The 18,435-nt window shown below is 74.7% G+C and carries 19 protein-coding genes; 9 read left to right on the top strand and 10 right to left on the bottom strand.

Annotated elements, in window-relative coordinates; translation table 11 throughout:
* Window positions 1-147: 147 nt before the first annotated feature.
* A complete protein-coding gene (locus tag AC54T2_RS06095) occupies window positions 148-2,472 on the bottom strand; it encodes a sodium-translocating pyrophosphatase (protein ID WP_186339982.1) in 2,325 nt (774 codons plus the stop codon).
* Window positions 2,473-2,673: 201 nt separating this feature from the next.
* On the bottom strand, window positions 2,674-3,009 hold the full coding sequence (locus AC54T2_RS06090) for an anti-sigma factor antagonist (RefSeq protein ID WP_186339981.1): 336 nt from the start codon (window positions 3,007-3,009) through the stop codon (window positions 2,674-2,676).
* A gap of 186 nt (window positions 3,010-3,195) precedes the next feature.
* Between AC54T2_RS06090 and AC54T2_RS06085 the strand changes: the two genes are divergently transcribed.
* Together AC54T2_RS06085 and AC54T2_RS06080 are read left to right on the top strand one after the other, a co-directional pair.
* The gene (locus tag AC54T2_RS06085) at window positions 3,196-5,544 is read left to right on the top strand and encodes a DEAD/DEAH box helicase (protein WP_496665761.1); all 2,349 of its coding nucleotides are present in this window, start codon (window positions 3,196-3,198) and stop codon (window positions 5,542-5,544) included.
* 9 nt (window positions 5,545-5,553) lie between these two features.
* On the top strand, window positions 5,554-5,859 hold the full coding sequence (locus AC54T2_RS06080) for a hypothetical protein (RefSeq protein ID WP_186339979.1): 306 nt from the start codon (window positions 5,554-5,556) through the stop codon (window positions 5,857-5,859).
* Window positions 5,860-5,975: 116 nt separating this feature from the next.
* Here the strand turns inward: AC54T2_RS06080 and AC54T2_RS06075 are convergent, their stop codons facing one another.
* The 7 genes from AC54T2_RS06075 to ssd form a co-directional block, all read right to left on the bottom strand.
* Window positions 5,976-6,338, bottom strand: a complete 363-nt coding sequence (locus AC54T2_RS06075) for an Rv3654c family TadE-like protein (RefSeq protein WP_489975560.1) — start codon at window positions 6,336-6,338, stop codon at window positions 5,976-5,978.
* A complete protein-coding gene (locus AC54T2_RS06070) occupies window positions 6,335-6,697 on the bottom strand; it encodes a TadE family type IV pilus minor pilin (protein WP_496665760.1) in 363 nt (120 codons plus the stop codon). The genes AC54T2_RS06075 and AC54T2_RS06070 overlap by 4 nt, the downstream gene beginning before the upstream one ends.
* Window positions 6,697-6,870, bottom strand: coding sequence for a DUF4244 domain-containing protein (locus AC54T2_RS06065; protein ID WP_186339976.1), 174 nt, complete (start codon window positions 6,868-6,870; stop codon window positions 6,697-6,699). Before AC54T2_RS06065 ends, AC54T2_RS06070 begins: the two co-directional genes overlap by 1 nt.
* A 144-nt stretch (window positions 6,871-7,014) precedes the next feature.
* Window positions 7,015-7,692, bottom strand: coding sequence for a type II secretion system F family protein (locus AC54T2_RS06060; RefSeq protein ID WP_241005292.1), 678 nt, complete (start codon window positions 7,690-7,692; stop codon window positions 7,015-7,017).
* 5 nt (window positions 7,693-7,697) lie between these two features.
* Window positions 7,698-8,384 (bottom strand): type II secretion system F family protein, encoded by a 687-nt coding sequence (locus tag AC54T2_RS06055; RefSeq protein WP_186339974.1) that lies wholly within the window; start codon window positions 8,382-8,384, stop codon window positions 7,698-7,700.
* Window positions 8,381-9,541 (bottom strand): TadA family conjugal transfer-associated ATPase, encoded by a 1,161-nt coding sequence (locus tag AC54T2_RS06050; protein WP_241005409.1) that lies wholly within the window; start codon window positions 9,539-9,541, stop codon window positions 8,381-8,383. The genes AC54T2_RS06055 and AC54T2_RS06050 overlap by 4 nt, the downstream gene beginning before the upstream one ends.
* An 80-nt stretch (window positions 9,542-9,621) precedes the next feature.
* Window positions 9,622-10,635, bottom strand: a complete 1,014-nt coding sequence (ssd, locus tag AC54T2_RS06045; protein WP_496665759.1) for a septum site-determining protein Ssd — start codon at window positions 10,633-10,635, stop codon at window positions 9,622-9,624.
* A 153-nt stretch (window positions 10,636-10,788) separates the two neighbouring features.
* Here ssd and AC54T2_RS06040 point away from each other — a divergent pair, with 153 nt between their 5' ends.
* Window positions 10,789-11,583, top strand: coding sequence for an HAD family hydrolase (locus AC54T2_RS06040; protein WP_186339971.1), 795 nt, complete (start codon window positions 10,789-10,791; stop codon window positions 11,581-11,583).
* 257 nt (window positions 11,584-11,840) lie between these two features.
* Here AC54T2_RS06040 and AC54T2_RS06035 read toward each other — a convergent pair whose 3' ends face one another.
* Window positions 11,841-12,557 carry a Fic family protein gene (locus AC54T2_RS06035; RefSeq protein ID WP_186339970.1) on the bottom strand — a complete coding sequence of 239 codons (717 nt, stop codon included), beginning with the start codon at window positions 12,555-12,557 and terminating at the stop codon, window positions 11,841-11,843.
* A gap of 131 nt (window positions 12,558-12,688) precedes the next feature.
* Between AC54T2_RS06035 and AC54T2_RS06030 the strand changes: the two genes are divergently transcribed.
* From AC54T2_RS06030 to AC54T2_RS06005, 6 genes are all read left to right on the top strand, one after another.
* A complete protein-coding gene (locus AC54T2_RS06030) occupies window positions 12,689-13,537 on the top strand; it encodes a class I SAM-dependent methyltransferase (protein ID WP_496665758.1) in 849 nt (282 codons plus the stop codon).
* 69 nt (window positions 13,538-13,606) lie between these two features.
* Window positions 13,607-14,596, top strand: a complete 990-nt coding sequence (locus AC54T2_RS06025) for a calcium-binding protein (RefSeq protein ID WP_496665757.1) — start codon at window positions 13,607-13,609, stop codon at window positions 14,594-14,596.
* A gap of 79 nt (window positions 14,597-14,675) precedes the next feature.
* On the top strand, window positions 14,676-15,803 hold the full coding sequence (locus AC54T2_RS06020; RefSeq protein WP_186339967.1) for a sensor histidine kinase: 1,128 nt from the start codon (window positions 14,676-14,678) through the stop codon (window positions 15,801-15,803).
* The gene (locus AC54T2_RS06015) at window positions 15,800-16,513 is read left to right on the top strand and encodes a LytR/AlgR family response regulator transcription factor (protein ID WP_496665756.1); all 714 of its coding nucleotides are present in this window, start codon (window positions 15,800-15,802) and stop codon (window positions 16,511-16,513) included. Before AC54T2_RS06020 ends, AC54T2_RS06015 begins: the two co-directional genes overlap by 4 nt.
* Window positions 16,510-16,911, top strand: a complete 402-nt coding sequence (locus AC54T2_RS06010) for a hypothetical protein (RefSeq protein WP_186339965.1) — start codon at window positions 16,510-16,512, stop codon at window positions 16,909-16,911. The genes AC54T2_RS06015 and AC54T2_RS06010 overlap by 4 nt, the downstream gene beginning before the upstream one ends.
* Window positions 16,908-18,422: a sodium/solute symporter gene (locus AC54T2_RS06005; protein WP_313960513.1), complete on the top strand. Its 1,515-nt coding sequence runs from the start codon at window positions 16,908-16,910 to the stop codon at window positions 18,420-18,422. Before AC54T2_RS06010 ends, AC54T2_RS06005 begins: the two co-directional genes overlap by 4 nt.
* Window positions 18,423-18,435 lie beyond the last annotated feature (13 nt).

Raw genomic sequence — 18,435 nt, 5'->3', positions numbered from 1 at the left:
CTCGGTCGCGCCCTGCGTACGACCGCCGGCTCGCGAGTCCCGCCCCGTCCTACCCCGGAACGCCGACGGCGGCCGGTCGCGGGAGCGACCGGCCGCCGGGGCGGGTGGAGCGACCCGGCCCCCTCGCGGGGCCCGGGGTGGAGCGGGTCAGGCGTGGTGCGGTGCCAGCGAGCTGGACCCGGAGTTGTCGCCGTCGTCGGCGATCGCGACCTCGCGCCGCTTGGAGATGACGACGGCCACCGTGATGATCGCGACCGCGGCCAGCGCGATGACGATGCGCAGGACGTCGTTCTGGTCGTCGCCGACGCTCAGGGAGACGACCGCGCTCGCGATGAGCAGGGAGACCAGGTTCATCACCTTGATGAGCGGGTTGATGGCCGGTCCGGCGGTGTCCTTGAACGGGTCGCCGACGGTGTCCCCGATGATCGTGGCCTCGTGGGCGGCCGAGCCCTTGCCGCCGTGGTGGCCGTCCTCGACCAGCTTCTTGGCGTTGTCCCACGCCCCACCCGCGTTGGCCAGGAAGACGGCCATCAGCGTGCCGGTGCCGATCGCTCCGGCGAGGAAGCCGGCCAGGGCGGTCGCGCCGAGGCCGAAGCCCACCGCGATCGGGGCCAGCACCGCGAGGATGCCGGGCGTCACGAGCTCGCGCAGCGAGTCCTTGGTGACGATGTCGACGACCTTGCCGTACTCCGGTCGACCGGTGCCCTCCATGATCCCGGGGATCTCGCGGAACTGGCGGCGGACCTCCATCACGACCGCACCGGCAGCGCGGGCGACCGCGTTGATGGCGAGGCCGGAGAAGAGGAACACCACGGCCGCACCGAGCAGCACGCCGACGATGACCGCCGGGTTGAAGACGCTGAAGTCCAGTAGGTAGGCCTCGTCGATGCCGACGTTGGCCTCGGCGAGCGACTCGAACACCGACGTGGCGTACGAGCCGAACAGCGCCGTCGCGGCCAGCACCGCGGTGGCGATCGCGATCCCCTTGGTGATCGCCTTGGTCGTGTTGCCGACCGCGTCGAGCTCGGTGAGGATCTGCGCGCCCTCCTCGCTCACGTCGCCGGACATCTCAGCGATGCCCTGCGCGTTGTCGGAGACGGGACCGAAGGTGTCCATCGCGACGATGACTCCGACGGTCGTCAGCAGGCCGCAACCCGCCAGGGCGACGGCGAAGAGGGACACCGTGAGGGCCGCGCCGCCGAGGAGGTAGGCGCCGAAGACCGCGGCGCCGATGACGAGCGTGGTGTAGACGGCCGACTCGAAGCCGACGGAGAGGCCGGACAGGATGACCGTGGCCGGGCCGGTCAGGGAGGTCTTGCCGACGTCCTTGACAGGGCGGTACTCCGTGCCGGTGTAGTAGCCGGTGAGGGCCAGGATGCCTGCGGACATCACGATGCCGATGACCACTGCGGAGGCGGCGATGAAGCGGGGGTCACCCTCGGCGCCGGCGAGGTCGACGGCGATGTTGGTGAACTCCGCGAAGCTGCTCGGCAGGTAGAGGTAGGACAGCACGACGCTCGCCACGGCGGCGATGCCCGACGAGATGTAGAACGACTTGTTGATCGTCGTCAGGCCGTTCTCGTCCGCCTTGGGCTTGGTCAGGTAGACGCCCGCGACCGCGGTGAGAGCACCGATGGCCGGGATCAGCAGGGGGAAGACGAGGCCCTTGTCACCGAAGGCCTGCGAACCGAGGATCAGCGCGGCGACCAGCGTGACGGCATAGGACTCGAAGAGGTCGGCGGCCATGCCGGCGCAGTCGCCGACGTTGTCGCCGACGTTGTCCGCGATCGTGGCGGCGTTGCGCGGGTCGTCCTCAGGGATGCCCTGCTCGACCTTGCCGACCAGGTCGGCGCCGACGTCGGCAGCCTTGGTGAAGATGCCGCCGCCGACCCGCATGAACATGGCGAGCAGCGCGGCACCGAAGCCGAAGCCCTCGAGCACGTCGGGCGCCTCGTCCTGGAAGAACAGGACGACGAGGCTGGCACCGAGCAGGCCGAGGCCGACGGTCAGCATTCCGACCATGGCGCCGGTGCGAAGGCCGATGGTCATGGCGGGCTCGCGGCCGGTGGTCTCTGCGGCGGCAGCGACGCGCAGGTTGGCGCGCACGGCGAGGTTCATGCCGAGATAGCCCACCGCCGCCGAGAAGCCTGCGCCGATGATGAAGAACACCGAGCGGAAGATGCGCACGGTGGTGTCGTCGGCCGGCAGCACGAGCAGCGCGAAGAACGCGATCGCGGCGAAGATGGCCAGGGTCCGGAACTGCCGCTGCAGGTAGGCGTTGGCGCCCTCCTGCACGGCCTGGGCGATCGTCTTCATGTTGTCGGTGCCCTCGCCCGCGGCGAGCACCTGCGACCTGAACATCGCGGCCAACCCGAGCGCGGCGAGCGCGATCAGGGCGACGACGACCACCAGGACGAGGTTGCCGCCTTCGAGCTCGGGCTTGGCAACGACCGCGGGCAAGATCCCCGTCATGCGTGTCCTCCTCGGACTTGAGCTGCTGCTGGAAAAGATCCGTGAACGCGCCGGAGTCTACGCAGACGTGACCCAGATCACGGGGCGGCGTGACCCAGACCACACCGCGGCGTCGGGTCCGGGAACGACGAAACCCCTCCGGACACGTCCGGAGGGGTGGTGGCGCGCGGCGCAGGGCCGGGCTGTGGGACAGCCGGTGGGTCAGGCGCCGGGGGCCATGCTGATCGAGTCGTGGATCACGAAGACCTTGGCCAGGCCGGTGATCCGGAAGATCTTGAGCAGCCGCTCCTGGGTGCAGACCAGGTCGAGGGAGCCGTCGTGGGCGCGGACCTTCTTCAGGCCGCCGACGAGCACGCCGAGACCGGTGGAGTCGAGGAACTCGACCGCCTCGAGGTCGATGACGATGTCGTAGGTGCCGGCTCCGACGAGCTCGGTGATGCAGTCGCGCAGCTTGGGCGCGGTGTAGACGTCGATCTCGCCGCCCACCGCGACGACGGCACGGCCATCCACCTCGCGTGTCGCAAGGGTGAGATCCACGACTGCTCCCCGGTCCCCGAATTCGTTCGGACAGTGCGCCTTCAGGCACGCACGTGCCCCTGGTTCTTTCGGGTCGTATCAAACCACGAGTCCCACGTGTTGCGCAGGAGTCCTCTCCACATGGTGTCGCGTTGGTGGCGGACGCCACCTCCGGCGGGCGTCACCGCCCTTTGCCAGACTGCGTGGGTGAACCCCTCCCGCCCCGGCGTCCTGCCACCCGTCGACGCGCTGGTCCGCCGGCTCGCCGGCGTGCCCGGGCGCGAGGACCGGCTGCGGCACCTCGAGGTGCTCCCGGCCCGCGAGGCGGTGCACGAGGACTGGCCCGACTGGGTGCCCGACGACGTGCGCGGCGCCTACGCCGCCCAGGGCCTGGCGCGGCCCTGGCGGCACCAGGTCGTGGCCGCCGACGCCGCCCACGCGGGCGACCACGTGATCCTCGCGACCGGCACCGCGTCGGGGAAGTCGCTGGCCTACCAGCTCCCGGCGCTCTCGGCGATCCGGGCGGCCCGGGGTCCGCGCGGCGAGCGGGGCGCCTCGGTGCTCTACCTCGCGCCCACCAAGGCGCTGGCCCACGACCAGCTCGCCGGGCTGTCGTCGCTGGGCCTCGACGTACGACTGGCCGCCCACGACGGCGACAGCTCGCGCGAGGAGCGCGACTGGACCCGCGACTTCGGCGAGTACGTCCTGACCAACCCCGACATGCTCCACCGCTCACTGCTGCCCGCGCACCACCGGTGGTCGCGACTGCTCGGGTCGGTGCAGTACGTCGTGGTCGACGAGTGCCACCACTACCGCGGCGTCTTCGGCGCGCACGTGTCGCACGTGCTGCGCCGGCTCCGGCGGGTGTGCGCGATCTACGGCGCGCACCCGACGTTCGTGCTCGCCTCGGCGACGGTCGCCGAGCCGGAGGTCACCGCGTCACGGCTGACCGGGCTCGACGTGATCGCGCTGACCCGCGACGACTCGCCGCGCGGCCGGGTCTCGCTCCTGCTGTGGGAGCCGCCGTTCACCTCGCACGCCGGCGAGAACGGCGCCCCGGTGCGCCGGGCCGCGGCGTCGGAGGTCGCCGACCTGCTGGCCGACCTCGTCGCCGAGGACGTCCGCACCCTGGCGTTCATCCGGTCGCGGCGCGGCGCCGAGCAGGTCGCACTGTCGGCCTCCGAGCTGCTGGCCGAGGTCGACCCGTCGCTGCCCGGGCGGGTCGCGGCCTACCGCGGCGGCTACCTCCCCGAGGAGCGGCGCGCGCTCGAGGCCGCGCTGCGTCGCGGCGACCTGGTCGGGCTGGCGGCGACCAACGCGCTCGAGCTCGGCATCGACATCAGCGGCCTGGACGCCGTGCTCATCGCCGGCTTCCCGGGCACCCGGGCGGCGTTCTGGCAGCAGGTCGGGCGGGCCGGGCGCGGCGCACAGGACGCGCTCGGGGTGCTGGTCGCTAAGGACGACCCGCTCGACACCTACCTGGTGACCCACCCCGACAAGCTGATCGGCGCCCCGGTCGAGGCGTCGGTCTTCGACCCGGCCAACCCCCACGTCATGGGTCCGCACCTCTGCGCGGCCGCCCAGGAGCAGCCGCTGACCGAGACCGACCTGCCCCTGTTCGGCCCCAGCGCCCGGGAGGTCGTCGACGACCTGACGACCCTGGGGCTGCTGCGCCGCCGTCCCCGGGGATGGTTCTGGACCGACCGCAGCCGGGCCGCCGACCTGGCCGACAACCGGTCGGCGGGCGGGTCGCCGGTGCAGCTGGTCGAGGCCGGCACCGGCCGGGTGGTGGGCACGGTCGACGCCGGCGGCGCGCACAACCAGGCGCACGCCGGCGCGGTCTACGTCCACCAGGGCGAGACCTGGCTGGTCGAGGACCTCGACCTCGAGCACCACGTGGCGACCATGCGCCGCGACGACCCGACCTACTCGACCACCGCTCGCGAGGTGACCGACATCAGCATCGTCGCCACCCGTGAGCGCCGCTCGTGGGGCGGCTGCGAGCTCGCGCTCGGCGACGTGGACGTCTCCCACCAGGTGGTCTCGTTCCTCAAGCGCCGCCAGCCCGGCGGCGAGGTGGTCTCGGAGGAGCCGCTCGACCTGCCCGAGCGCACCCTGCGCACCACGGCGGTGTGGTGGACGGTCCCCGACGACGTCGTGGCCGAGGCCGGCCTCGCCGCCATCGACGTGCCGGGCGCGGCCCACGCGGCCGAGCACTGCTCGATCGGGCTGCTCCCGCTGTTCGCGACCTGCGACCGCTGGGACATCGGGGGCGTCTCCACGGCGCGCCACGCCGACACCGGCCTGCTGACGGTGTTCGTCTACGACGGCCACCCGGGTGGGGCCGGCTTCGCCGAGCGCGGCTTCCGCACCGCGGTCGCGTGGCTCGACGCCACCCGGGAGGCGATCGCGAGCTGCGAGTGCGCGACCGGCTGCCCGTCGTGCATCCAGTCGCCCAAGTGCGGCAACCAGAACAACCCCCTCGACAAGGACGGCGCGATCCTCCTGCTCGATGCCCTCCTCTCGGGGGCACCGCGGACCGCCGGACAGGACTAGATTCGCCCCATGGTGATCCTCGGCCTCGGCCTCCTCATCCTCGGCGGCATCGCCGTGCTCTCCGCGATCTTCGTCAGCGAGCCGGGCAGCGGGGGCGAGCTCCTCGGCTTCGACGTCACGACGCTCGAGTCGTTCCTCGTCGGGGTGGCCGCCGGGGCCGCGATCCTGTGGGGCTTCACGATCCTCAAGTGGGGCACCCGACGCAGCATCGCCCACCGCCGCGAGCGCAAGGAGCTCAACAAGCTCAACGAGAAGCTCGAGCGGGTCGAGTCCGAGCGCCGCGTCGACGATCCCGAGCGCCGCGACACTCCCTGACCCCTGCCCCGGCCGGCCGGCCGGTCTGTCCACCGCTGACTGGTCACGGTCTGAGTGCCGCGCCGGCCCCGGTCGGGCGCGCAGCGAACCACCACCCGCCCTGCTCACCCCCGTGCTCACCCCGGCCCCGCCCGCGCGTCGGCGGTGACCCGCACCTCCTGCCAGGGGACGTCGGGTCCGGCGACCGCCACCGTGACGGTGACCGTCGGGCCGGCGAGCCCGCAGCGCTCCAGGGCGGCCCCGTGGGCGCCGGCGACCCGAGCGGCGGCGGCGCACGGATCGGCCGCGCTGCTGCCGGCGAGCGCCGCCGCGGCGCCGAGCGCGGCCAGGTCGGCGACGCCCTGCGCGCGCCGCTGCGCGGTGACGAGCCCGCCGGCGGCGGCCAGCCCGGCCGTCACGAACAGCAGCACGCCGGCCATCGCGACCACCAGCACGGTCGCACCGCCCGCATCCTCGGCTCGCGCGGGCCGGGGCGTCACGACGCCTCGGCCAGCGCAAGGGCGTCGGCCGAGACCGTCACCCCGGGCAGCGACCCCAGCAGGCCGCCCGGCCCCCTGACACGCGCCGTGGTGGTGACCACGACCTCGTCCTCGCCGACCTGGACCCGCACCCGGGCGCCCTCGGGCGCGATGCGCTGCGCCAGGGACGTCGCCGCGGCGACGTCGTCACCGCGGGCGACCGCGCGCGCCGCCTCCCGCGAGGCGTCGACGACCCGCACCTGCGCCGCACCGAGCGCCAGCATCCAGACCAGTCCGGCGGTCAGGGCGACGAGCAGCGGGACGCCGATCGCGAGCTCGGCGGTGGCCGAGCCCGTGTCGTCCCTGGCGAGCGGACGCATCAGCCGATGCCGAGCAGGCTCATGACGTGCTTGAAGAGCCGCTCGAGCAGCTGGTCGCCGAACGCGCCGGTCAGGAGGGTGTAGAGCAGGCCGGCGAACCCCGCCCCGGCCGCGGTGCCCACGGCGTACTCAGCGGTGGTGATGCCGGACTCGTCGTGACGCTGGACCAACATGTGCTCCCCTGTCTTCGGGGGCTCCCGATGAGCCCCGCCGACACCACGGTCGGGGGTGGAGCGGCGCCGCGCACCCGCCCGACCGGCTGCCTGTGGAGGCCGCCCGGGACGGCCGGGCTGTGGACGGAAACCGGCCCGGTCGCCTCACGGGGCCACCGAGCCGAACAGCGACGCGACCGTCGGGACGACGCCCAGGAGCATGAAGGCGGGCAGCAGGCAGGCCCCGAGCGGGACCGCGGCCGACACCCCGACCCGGCGGGCCGCGTCCTCCGCGCGGGCCAGCGACTCGCGCTGCAGCTCGTCGGCCAGCCGCTCCACGCTCTGCACCACCGACGCCCCGGTGGCGTGCGAGCGGACCATCGCCCGGGCGAGCGGCGCGAGCTCGCGATCGTCGGCCACGGCCGACCAGGCGTCGGCAGCGCTCGCCCCCCATCGCGAGCGCTCCACCACCGGGACCAGCCGGTCGGCGGCGGGTCCGGGCAGCGCTGCGCACACCTGCGCGAGCCCGGGCACCGGCGCCGACCCGGCGCGCAGCGTGGCGGCGAAGAGGTCGACCAGGTGTGGCAGCGAGCGCTCCACCTCCTCGCGCTCGCGCCGCGCGGACGGCGCCTCCGCGGCGGCCAGCACCTGGCGCGCCGCCACGCCCGCCGCGACCGCGGCCAGCGCCCCGACGAGCCCGCCGACGAGCAGCCAGGCGCCGAGCGCGACACCCACGACCGCGAGCGGCCGCAGCCGGGGCGTCGCCGGGCCGCTCACCCGGCCCACCCGCGGCGGCGACGGCACGAGCACGGCCACCGCCAGCGCGGCGCACACCACGCCCACCCACGTCACGGTGCGGCCGCCCGGTCGGCGAGCCGCTCGATCCACCACAGGCCGAGCGCGACGAGGGCGAGCCCGAGGATGCCGCACACCAGGCCGACCGGCGTCGTGAGGAGGAACGCCCACGGGTCGGAGCCGGCACCCGAGCCCATCAGCAGCACGGCGACGGGAAGGCAGGCGACGAGCCGGGCGGTCGCGCGCGCCGAGGCGAGCTCGGAGTCGACGAGGCGGCGGGTGCGACGCCGCGCCCGCAGGCCCGCCGCCGTGCGCTCGAGCGCCGCGGCGAGGCCGTGGCCGGAGTGCTGCGCGACCTGCCAGGCGCCCGCCACCCAGCGGAGGTCGCCGGCGCCCCGCCGCTGCGCCGCCAGCCGGCGCATCGCGTCGGGGACGTCGGCGCCCAGCCGCATGGCCTCGACCACGGGGCCGAGCGGCGGCCAGCGCTCAGCCCCCGCGGCGAGCGCGGCCTCGGGCGGTCGCCCGGCGGCGAGGTCGGCGGCCAGCAGGTCGCACACCTCCAGCACCGCGGCCTGGTCGGCCGCGACCGCGCGCCGGCCGGACGGCATCCGTGCGGCCACGACCCGGGCCGGGCCCCGCCGGCCGCTCCGGCCCGGTCGACGGGGCGGCGCGGGACCCGCCGGCGGCACCGCGAGGGCCACGGCTGCGGCCAGGAGGAGCGCCACCAGCCACGCGCTCACCACGCCACCGATCGCAGCCGCGCCGCCAGGGCGCCCGCGGCTGGTCCGCGCACGACGCGGTCGGCCTCGAAGGTGGCCGCCGTGCGGAGGGCGACGAGCCCCGAGGCGTCGCGCTCGGGCACCCCGAGCTCGAGGACCCGTCGGCGCCCGTCGCGGCCGCGGCCCAGGTGGATGACGACGTCGAGCGCCGAGGCGAGCTGGCTGTGCGCGGCCGAGCGGGGCAGGCCCGCGGCGAGCGACAGCGCCTCCACGCGGGCCGGGACGTCGGCGGCGGAGTTGGCGTGGAGGGTGCCACAACCGCCGCCGTGGCCGGTGTTGAGCGCGGCCAGCAGGTCGACGACCTCGGCGCCACGCACCTCCCCCACGACGAGCCGGTCGGGTCGCATCCGCAGCGCCTGGCGCACCAGCACCTGCAGCGAGATCTCCCCGGCGCCCTCGATGTTGGCCGGGCGCCCCTCGAGCCCGACCACGTGCGGGTGGTCGGGGCGCAGCTCGCTGGCGTCCTCGACCAGGACGATGCGCTCGCCGGGATCGACGAGCGACAGCAGCGCGGAGAGCACCGACGTCTTGCCGGTGCCGGTGCCGCCGGTGACGAGGAAGGCGCACCGCGAGTCGACGATCTCCTCCAAGAGGAACGCGCCGTCGGGCGGCACCGCTCCGGCCGTGACCAGCTCGGGCAGGGTCCACACCCGACCCCGGGGGACGCGCAGGGACAGCACCGTGCCCGAGCGCGCGACCGGCGACAGCACCGCGTGGAAGCGGGTGCCGTCGGCGAGGCGTACGTCGGCGTGCGGGGTCGCGTCGTCGAGGCGGCGCCCGGCCGAGGCCGCCAACCGCTGCGCCAGGCGGCGCACCGCGGCGTCGTCGGGGAACGACACCGACGCACGCTCGAGCCCGCCGCCGCGGTCGATCCAGACCTCGTCGGGGCCGTTGACCAGCACGTCGGTCACGTCGGGGAGGCGGAGCAGGTCCTCCAGCGGACCCGCCCCGAGCACGTCGCGGCGCAGCAGGTCGTGCACGGCGAGGACCGTCGCGTCGCCCACCGGCGCCCCGGACGCGCGCAGCGCCTCCGCGACCCGGTGCGGGGTGAGCTCGCCGGCCGAGCCCGCCAGCCGGCGCCGCACGTCGTCGAGGACCACCGCCGGCACCGTCGGCACCGCGGTCGGCCCGGCGGCCTGCCCGGTCGTGGTCCCGGTCGTGGTGCCGGTCGTCGTCAACGGAGCCACCCTCGGATGGCTCATGCCGCGGCCGCCAGCAGGCCGCGGGCGGCACGCGCCAGCGGGCCGCGCCCGGTCAGCGGCCCCAGGCCGCGGTCGAGCGATGCGGCCAGCCCCCGCTGGTCGGGGACGACGGCGGCGATGGGGAGCCCGGTCACCCGCTCGGCGTCGGCGTCACCGAGCCCGCCCGGACGCAGGACGAGCGCCGCCCGCCCGGCGCCGCCGAGGTCGGCGACGAGACGGGCGGCGGCCGCCACGCCGGGAACGGTGGCCGGCGTCACCACCAGCAGGTCGTCGCAGCGATCGACCAGCTCGGCGCGCGCCGCGCCGCCGTGACGGGGCAGGTCGAGGACGACGAGGTCGTGGCCGCGCACCGCGGCCGGCAGGACCCGGCGGGCGGTGGTCGCGTCGAGTGCACGGCGCAGCCCCGACCAGGTGAGGACGCCGAGGTGCTCGCGACGCGGCACCCCCTCGCGCAGGGCACGCGCGCCGAGACGCCCCGCGGTCTCGGTGAGGGCCTCCCACCGGACGCCGGCGAGGTCTTCCATGCCGAGCAGCCGGTCGAGCCCGGGGCCGAGGGGGTCGCCGTCGACGAGCAGCGTGGGCGCGCGCCGCGCGTGCCACTGGGCGAGCGCGCAGGCGAGCGTCGTGGCACCGGCGCCGCCGGCTCCACCGACGACCCCGACGAGACGACCGGGTGAGGCCCGCTCGCCCACGTCGCCGAGCTCCTCCGACAGCCACGAGGCCCCCTCCGACAGGTCGACGGCGGAGGTCGCGCCGAGCTCCACCGCGGAGCGGAACGCGGTGTCGGAGAGGCCGACCCCGACGACGTGGACGCCCGCCCGTCGCGGCGGGGCGAGCCCGGCCAGCGCGGCGGCGAGGTCGTCGCCGACCAGCACGAGGTCGGCCTCGCGCCAGGCGGCCAGTGACAGGGCCGGCTCGGCGCACACCTCGACCCCGGCCCCCGCCGCCGCACAGAGGGGGACGACCGAGTCGTGGACGATCGGGGACCGGGTGATCAGGAGGACGGACATGCGGCCAGCGTCGCCGCCGGGCGCGACGCCGGAAAGCCCGCACCCGCGCGGCCTGTGGACGATGGCCGTACGCCGGCACCTGTGGACGTCGGCTGGCCCGACCGAGAACGGCGCAAGCCCTCGGCGTCGCGGGTCGGCGCCTACGATGGCCACATGACCCGCCCCCAAGCGGCCTTCTTCGACCTCGACAAGACGATCATCGCCAAGTCGAGCACGTTGGCCTTCAGCCGCGAGTTCCAGGCGGGCGGGCTGATCTCGCGGCGCGCGATGCTGCGCTCGGCGTACGCCCAGTTCGTCTTCTTCACCGGCGGGGCCGACCACGACCAGATGGACAAGATGCGCGAGTTCATGTCGCAGCTGTGCGCCGGCTGGGACGTCGCCACGGTGCGCGACATCGTCCACGAGACGCTCAACACGATCGTGGAGCCGCTGGTCTACGACGAGGCGGTGACCCTCATGGAGGAGCACCGGGCCGCTGGGCGCGACATCGTCATCGTCTCCGCCTCCGGCGTCGAGGTCGTCGAGCCGATCGGCGAGATGCTCGGCGCCGACCGGGTGATCGCCACCCGGATGGAGATCGTCGACGGCCACTACACCGGCAACATCGACTACTACGCCTACGCTGAGGAGAAGGCGCGGGCCATCGAGCACCTCGCCGAGACCGTCGGCTACGACCTCGACGAGTGCTACGCCTACAGCGACTCGGTCACCGACGTGCACATGCTGGAGGTCGTCGGACACCCGTTCGCCGTCAACCCCGACCGCGAGCTGCGCCGCATCGCCGCCGCCCGGGACTGGCCCGTGCTGTTCTTCGTCCGCCCGGTGGCCCTGCGCCGCCGGCTCCCCGTGCCCCCGGCCCGACCCACGCTGGCGGCCCTCGCCGTCGGCGGCGCGGTGGCGGCGGGCGGCTTGATCTGGGCCAGCCACCGACGGCGCGCGGCCGGCTGAGCCGACCCACCGGCACCGGGCAAAGTCAACCCTTGAAGGTCGCCGCGGACCGGGCTAGAACTGAAGCAGAACTCCACAGCAGCACGTGATCCGGGTACCCACGCGGCGATCCACCCATCCGATGGGGTGCTGGCCAGTTCGGGGTCCGCCCGAGGCAGCGATTGAGAAGTGCACGCTTGGTAGCCACGGTGTCACGTGTCGGCGGCGGCACCCGATCTACGCGAGCGGGTGCCGCTCGCACGTCCGGACGCAGCTACCTAGCCCCGCAACGGTGACGCCTCGGCGCCGGCGGCGAACGCCTCGGCACCGTAGAGCGCCCACGCGTGCACCCCGCTCGGCCCGCCCTCGCTGTAGGCGCGCAGGTTGGACTCGTACGCCGCGCGGAGGGCGAGGTGCCCGGCCTCGGGGACGACGAGTGACTTCGAGTCCACGCCGCGCGAGACCAGCACGAGCCGCTCGAGCGCGCGGGCCACGATGCCGTTGTGGGAGGCGAACGGCGCGGCGGTCGCCACGTCGGCGTGCGCGACGGCGGCCACCAGCAGGGCCGGCGCCGCGCTGTCGGCGAGCAGCAGCTCCGCGACCCCGCGCAGCCGGTCGGCGGACGCGGCATCGCGCGGGCGACCGAGCTGGTCGGGCGGCAGCGCCGACGAGGCGACCACGGTGTGCAGCCGCGCGATCGCCTGCAGCGGCGCGGTCTTGAGCAGCGGGGCGAGCGCGAGCATCGACGCCGAGAGCCGGACGGCGTCGGCCGCGATCTCGTCGGCCTCGCCCGCGCGCACCTCCTCGAGCGTCGAGGACGACCCCTCCAGCACCGCGCTCGCGTGGGCGCCGCGCAGCAGCGACTCGGCGGTCAGCTCCGGCGACGTGCGCCGCAGGCCGCGGTCGCGCAGCATCGCGTCGATCCCGTCCCGGGTGCCGGCGTAGGCCGAGGGCACTCCCTCGAGGTCGACGAGCCAGGCGAGCGGGTCGGTCATGGCGACGACGGTAGTCGCGACCACTTCCGGTCCCGGCGCCGGCTCATCCCGCCCGGCCCCCGAACGATCGGCGCTCGCCCGGGGCAGGTCGCTGGCGCACCGGGCCGGGCACCGCTTGTAGCCTGAGGCGGATGAGCGACGACCACCGCGAGACCTCCGCCACCGTCGACCTCGCACGGTCCTTCGGGCCGGTGGCCGAGGCGTACGACCGTGGCCGGCCGAGCTATCCCGCCGAGGCCGTCGCCTGGCTCGCCGGCGGCGATGCGAAGGTCGTCCTCGAGCTCGCGGCCGGCACGGGCAAGCTCACCCGTCAGCTGGTCGACCAGGGCCACGCCGTCTTCGCGACCGAGCCCGACGAGGCGATGCTCGAGGTGTTGCGCGAGCGGGTGCCGGAGGTGAGCGCGAAGGTCGCGGCTGCGGAGTCGCTCCCGGCCAACGACCGCTCGGTCGACGTGGTCGTCGTGGGCCAGGCGTTCCACTGGTTCGACCACGAGGCCGCCCTCTCCGAGGCGGCCCGCGTGCTCAAGCCGGGCGGCCACCTCGCGCTCGTGTGGAACAGCCGCGACGAGCGCATCCCGTGGGTCCGCCGGCTCGGCGACCTCCTCGGTCGCCAGGACCTCGACACCAGCTCCGCCGGCCACCTCGTGCAGAGCGAGCTCTTCGGCTTCGTGGAGGAGGCGACCTTCAAGCAGTGGCAGGAGGTCAACCGCGAGACGATCCTCGACCTGGCGCGCTCGCGCTCCAGCTTCGCGGCGATGGAGCCCGACGAGCGCGAGCACAACCTCGCCCGGGTGCGCGCCTTCTACGACGACTACGGCCGCGGGATGGACGGGATGCAGATCCCCTACGTCACCCGCTGCTACCGCGCGGTCGTGGTCGACCCGGACGACACCGGGCCCGCCCCGGACGACGAGGACCCCGACGGTCCCGTCGTGAGCGACGGCACCGACACCGACATGCTGCTCATCGACTTCCGCTAGGCCCACAACCTTCTGCGGATACGGTGCGTCCCACCGGCCACCGGCTGACACCAGATCTCGGGGGACCCCATGCGTGGTACGACGTCACTGACCGCTTGCGCCCTGCTCGGCCTCGCCCTGCTCGGGCCGATCGCGACGGCGAGTGGTGCCGAGGATGCCGACCCGCCCACCTGCCTCGGCCTGACCGCCACCATCGTGGGGACGCCCCGGGAGGAGCTGGCCGGCACGCCCGGTGACGACGTGATCGTCACCAACAGCGCCCAGCCCGTGGTCGCCGGCGACGGTGACGACGTGGTGTGCGTGACGACGGCCGAGAACGACACCTACCCCAGCGGCGTCGACCTCGACGCCGGACCCGGAGACGACGTGGTCGTGGCCACGGCCACGGGGTCCAACACGCAGACCGACCTGGGACCGGGGCGGGACGTGTTCCATGGAGGCGACAAGGAGGACTGGATCGAGGCCAGCCTCGACGACACCGTCGTCGCTGACCGCGGCGGCGACCTCGTGACCTACACGATCGACCGCGGCGCACCGGTCCCCGACATCGTGGGCACACTGACGGCCCGGCGGACGGATGGCTGGATCAAGGTGGTGGCCCCCGGCCGCCGGCTCGTGATCGACGGCCCGGAGGGCGTGGTCCGCCTCGACGGCCGCGTCGTGACCACCATCGGTGTCCCGCCCCGGATGCTGTACGGCGTCGCGCAGCGGGTCACGCTCCTGGGGACGCCCGGCGTCGACCGCCTGGCCGGCGCCGCGTGCGGTCAGAGCGTGCTACGGGGACTGGGTGGCGACGACGAGCTGGTCACCTTCCTCGACCGCGCGACCCCGCGCCCGGAGTGCCCGCACCGCCGGGTGTCCGCGTTCGGCGGGGCCGGCGACGACGAGATCATCGGGACGGCGTACGACGACGTCCTGCGCGGCGGACCCGGCCGCGACGACATCCGGGGCCAGGGCGGCGACGACGTGCTGCTCGGCGGCCCGGGCCGCGACCGGGCCGACGGCGGCAAGGGCCGCGACCGCTGTGACGCCGAGCGCGAGCGGCGCTGCGAGCGCTGACCCCGAGCGGGTCGCGTGCCGAGCCCGCCGTCGTACGCGCGTGGCCCGGCACTCGACCTGCGGCCGCTAGGGTCTCGCCATGGCCTGGAGATGGCGGCGCACGTCGCTGGGCGGCGAGGCGGACCGCGCCGCGTTCCGCGCCCTCCACAACGCCTCCCTCGCCAGCCCGGCCCTGCGCGAGGGCCTGACTACCGCGAGCGCGCAGCGCTCGGTGCACCACCTGCGCGCGCTGCTCGGCACCCCGGCCGCCGGCCTCGGTGACACCAGCGGGCTGCTCGCGTGGGACGGCCTGGGCAGCCACCACCGCCCCCAGCTCCCCGGCACGATCGGGCAGGTCGCCGAGACCGGGCGCACGATGATCGTCGACGCGCGCACCCTGGTCTGCGACGACGGCGGCTGCCAGGTCCGGCAGGCCATCGTCAGCCCGCTCGTCGTGGACGACACCCTCGTGGGAGCGCTCGTGGTCGGCGCCCCGCACACCACCGGCGGCCTGGTGCGGGCGGCCGACGAGGTGGCGTCGTGGGTCAGCGGCCAGCTCGAGCTCGCCGAGCTCGACCTCTCGCGCACCCGGCTGATGGAGGCCGAGGTGCGCGCCCTGCGCGCTCAGATCAGCCCGCACTTCATCTACAACTCGCTCGGGGCCATCGCCAGCTTCGTGCGCACCGATCCCGACCGCGCGCGCGAGCTGCTGCTCGAGTTCGCCGACTTCACCCGCTACTCCTTCCGCCGCCACGGCGAGTACACGACACTCGCCGAGGAGCTGCGCTCCGTCGAGCGCTATCTGCTGCTGGAGCAGGCCCGTTTCGGTGAGCGGCTGCAGGTGACCCTGCAGGTCGCCCCCGAAGTGCTCCCTGTCGCGGTGCCCTTCCTGTGCATCCAGCCGCTCGTGGAGAACGCCGTGCGCCACGGCCTCGAGGCCAGCGCCGACAAGGCCGACGGTGTCGGCCGGCTCTCGATCGTCGCGCGCGACCACGGCCAGGAGTGCGTCCTCGAGGTCGAGGACGACGGCACCGGCGAGGACCCCGAACGCGTCCGCCAGGCGCTGGCCGGCGACGCGTCGATGGACTCCATCGGGCTCGGAAACGTGGACGCGCGGCTGCGCAACGCCTACGGGGACGACTACGGTCTGGTCGTCGAGACCGCACCCGGGGCGGGCACCAAGGTGATCGTCCGGGTGCCGAAGTTCGCCCCCGGAGTGCAGGTATGACACAGCTGAAGGTGCTCGTCATCGACGACGAGCGTCCTGCCCTCGACGAGCTGGCCTTCCTGCTCGGCCGCGACCCGCGCATCGGCGAGGTGCGCAGCAGCGACTCCGCGACCGAGGCGCTGCGGGTGCTGCAGGCCGAGGAGGTCGACGCTGTGTTCCTCGACATCCAGATGCCCGGCCTCACCGGCCTCGACCTCGCCCAGGTGCTCTCGCGCTTCCGGTCACCGCCGCGGGTGGTGTTCGTGACCGCCCACGAGGAGCACGCGGTCGCGGCCTTCGAGCTGCGCGCGGTCGACTACGTCCTCAAGCCGGTGCGCGAGGAGCGCCTCGCCGAGGCCGTGCGCCGGGTCGTGGAGGCCGCCGCCCCGGCGCCGTCGGGCGACGTGCAGATCCCCGTGGAGCGTGGCGGCGTCACCCGGTTCATCAGCCGATCCGAGATCACCCACGTCGAGGCGCAGGGCGACTACGCCCGGCTGCACACCGCCGACGGCTCCCACCTCGTGCGCACGCCGCTCTCATCGCTCGCCGAGCAGTGGGCCGCGGCCGGCTTCGTGCGCATCCACCGGTCCGTGCTGGTCGCGCTCCCCCACGTCGAGGAGGTGCGCAGCGAGAGCGGACGGGTCAGCGTCGTCATCGGCGGCGCCGAGCTGCCGGTGAGCCGGCGCCACACCCGCGAGCTGCGCTCGGTCCTCACCCGGCGCGAGACATGAGCGAGCCGCCCGTCGAGCGCGTCCGGGTGACCGGACCGCCGCGGCGTCGCGCGGACGTCGTACGCCCTGTCGGCACGCGCGAGATCGACGCGGAGACGGCCCTGGGCGAGGTGTTCATGCGCTCACTGCTGCGCGAGCAGCTCATGCTCGCGCTGCGGGTGCTCGCCGCGCTGGCCGTCACCGTGGGCATGCTGCCGCTGCTCTTCCACCTCGTCCCCTCGCTCGGCGACGCGCGAGTGGGGCAGGTGCCGCTCGCGTGGCTGCTGCTCGGGGTGCTGACCTATCCGTGGCTGGTGCTGCTCGGTTGGCTCTACCTGCGCCGCGCCGAGGGCCACGAACGCGACTTCGCCGACCTCGTCGGGTCGGCCGGCACCCCCGGACCGGCGGACCCGCCGTGAGCACCGACATGGTGCCGGGCGTCGTCGCCGTCGTCCTCGTCTCGATCGCGACGCTGGTCATCGGCACCTGGGGGCTGCGGATCTCGCGCACGACGAGCGACTTCTTCGTCGCCTCGCGCACCGTCCGGCCGCGGCTCAACGCGAGCGCGATCGGCGGGGAGTACCTCTCCGCGGCCTCGTTCCTCGGCGTCGCCGGCCTGCTGCTCACCTTCGGCGCGGAGATGCTCTGGTATCCCGTCGGCTGGACCGCGGGCTACTTGGTGCTGCTGGTGCTCGTCGCCGCTCCACTGCGCCGCTCGGGCGCCTACACGCTGCCCGACTTCGCCGAGGCGCGGCTCGGCTCCCGCGACGTGCGCACGCTCTGCTCGGTGCTGGTCGTCGCGATCGGCTGGCTCTACCTGCTGCCGCAGTTCCAGGGCGCCGGCGTCACCCTGCGCGCGACGATCGGCGCGCCGCCCTGGGCGGGCTCCCTGGTGGTCGCCCTGGTGGTGCTCGCGTCGGTGAGCCCGGGCGGGATGCGCTCGATCACCTTCGTGCAGGCCTTCCAGTACTGGCTCAAGCTCACCGCGCTGCTGGTGCCGGTCTTCGTGCTGATGGCGGTGTGGGTGGCCGACGGCGCGGCCGACCCGGCGGCAGCCGCCCCGCACTCGTGGTCGATCCCGCTGGCCTCGCCCGGCGGCGGCATCGGGCTCTACACGACCTACTCCCTGATCGTCGCGACGTTCCTCGGCACGATGGGCCTGCCGCACGTGGTGGTGCGGTTCTACACCAACCCCGACGGCCGGGCGGCGCGTCGTACGACGCTCGCGGTGCTCGCGCTGCTCGGCGTCTTCTACGTCCTCCCGCCGGTCTACGCCGCGCTCGGGCGCATCTACGCGCCCGGCCTGGTCTCGGGGCGCTCCGACGTGCTGGTGCTGGAGCTGCCGTCCCTGATGGTGGGCGGCGCGGTGGGCGCCGTGCTCACCGGCCTCGTCACGGCCGGCGCGTTCGCGGCGTTCCTCTCGACCAGCTCGGGCCTGACCATCGCGGTGGCCGGGGTGCTGTCGCAGGACGTGACGGGACGGCGCTGGGGGTCTCGGCGCCTGGGCGGGGTGGCGGCCTTCCGCGTCGCCGCGGTGATCGCGGTCGTCGTCCCGCTGCTGCTCTCGCTGCCCGCCCAGGACGTGGCGGTGGCGCGCACGGTCGGGCTCGCGTTCGCGGTCACCGCCTCGACCTTCGCTCCCCTACTGATGCTCGGGATCTGGTGGCGCGGGCTGACGCCGGCCGGCGCCGTCGCCGGGCTGCTGGTGGGCGGCCTGGGCTCGGGCGCGGCCGTGGCGTGGACGCTCGCCACCTCGTCGTCGACCGGCTGGACCGCGGCGCTGCTCGGCCAGCCGGCCGCGTGGTCGGTGCCGGCGTCGTTCCTCACGATGGTCGTGGTGTCCCGACTGACCCGCGCCACCGTCCCGGCCCACGCCGGGCGCTTCATGGTGCGCCTCCACACGCCCGAGGCGGTCGAGCTCCAGCGCTGAGCCGCCCAACTGC

Source organism: Nocardioides sp. Z35_8 (assembly GCF_059621125.1).
The sequence above is the reverse complement of the archived record's forward strand: the minus strand, read 5'-3'. Positions and strand labels throughout refer to the sequence as shown.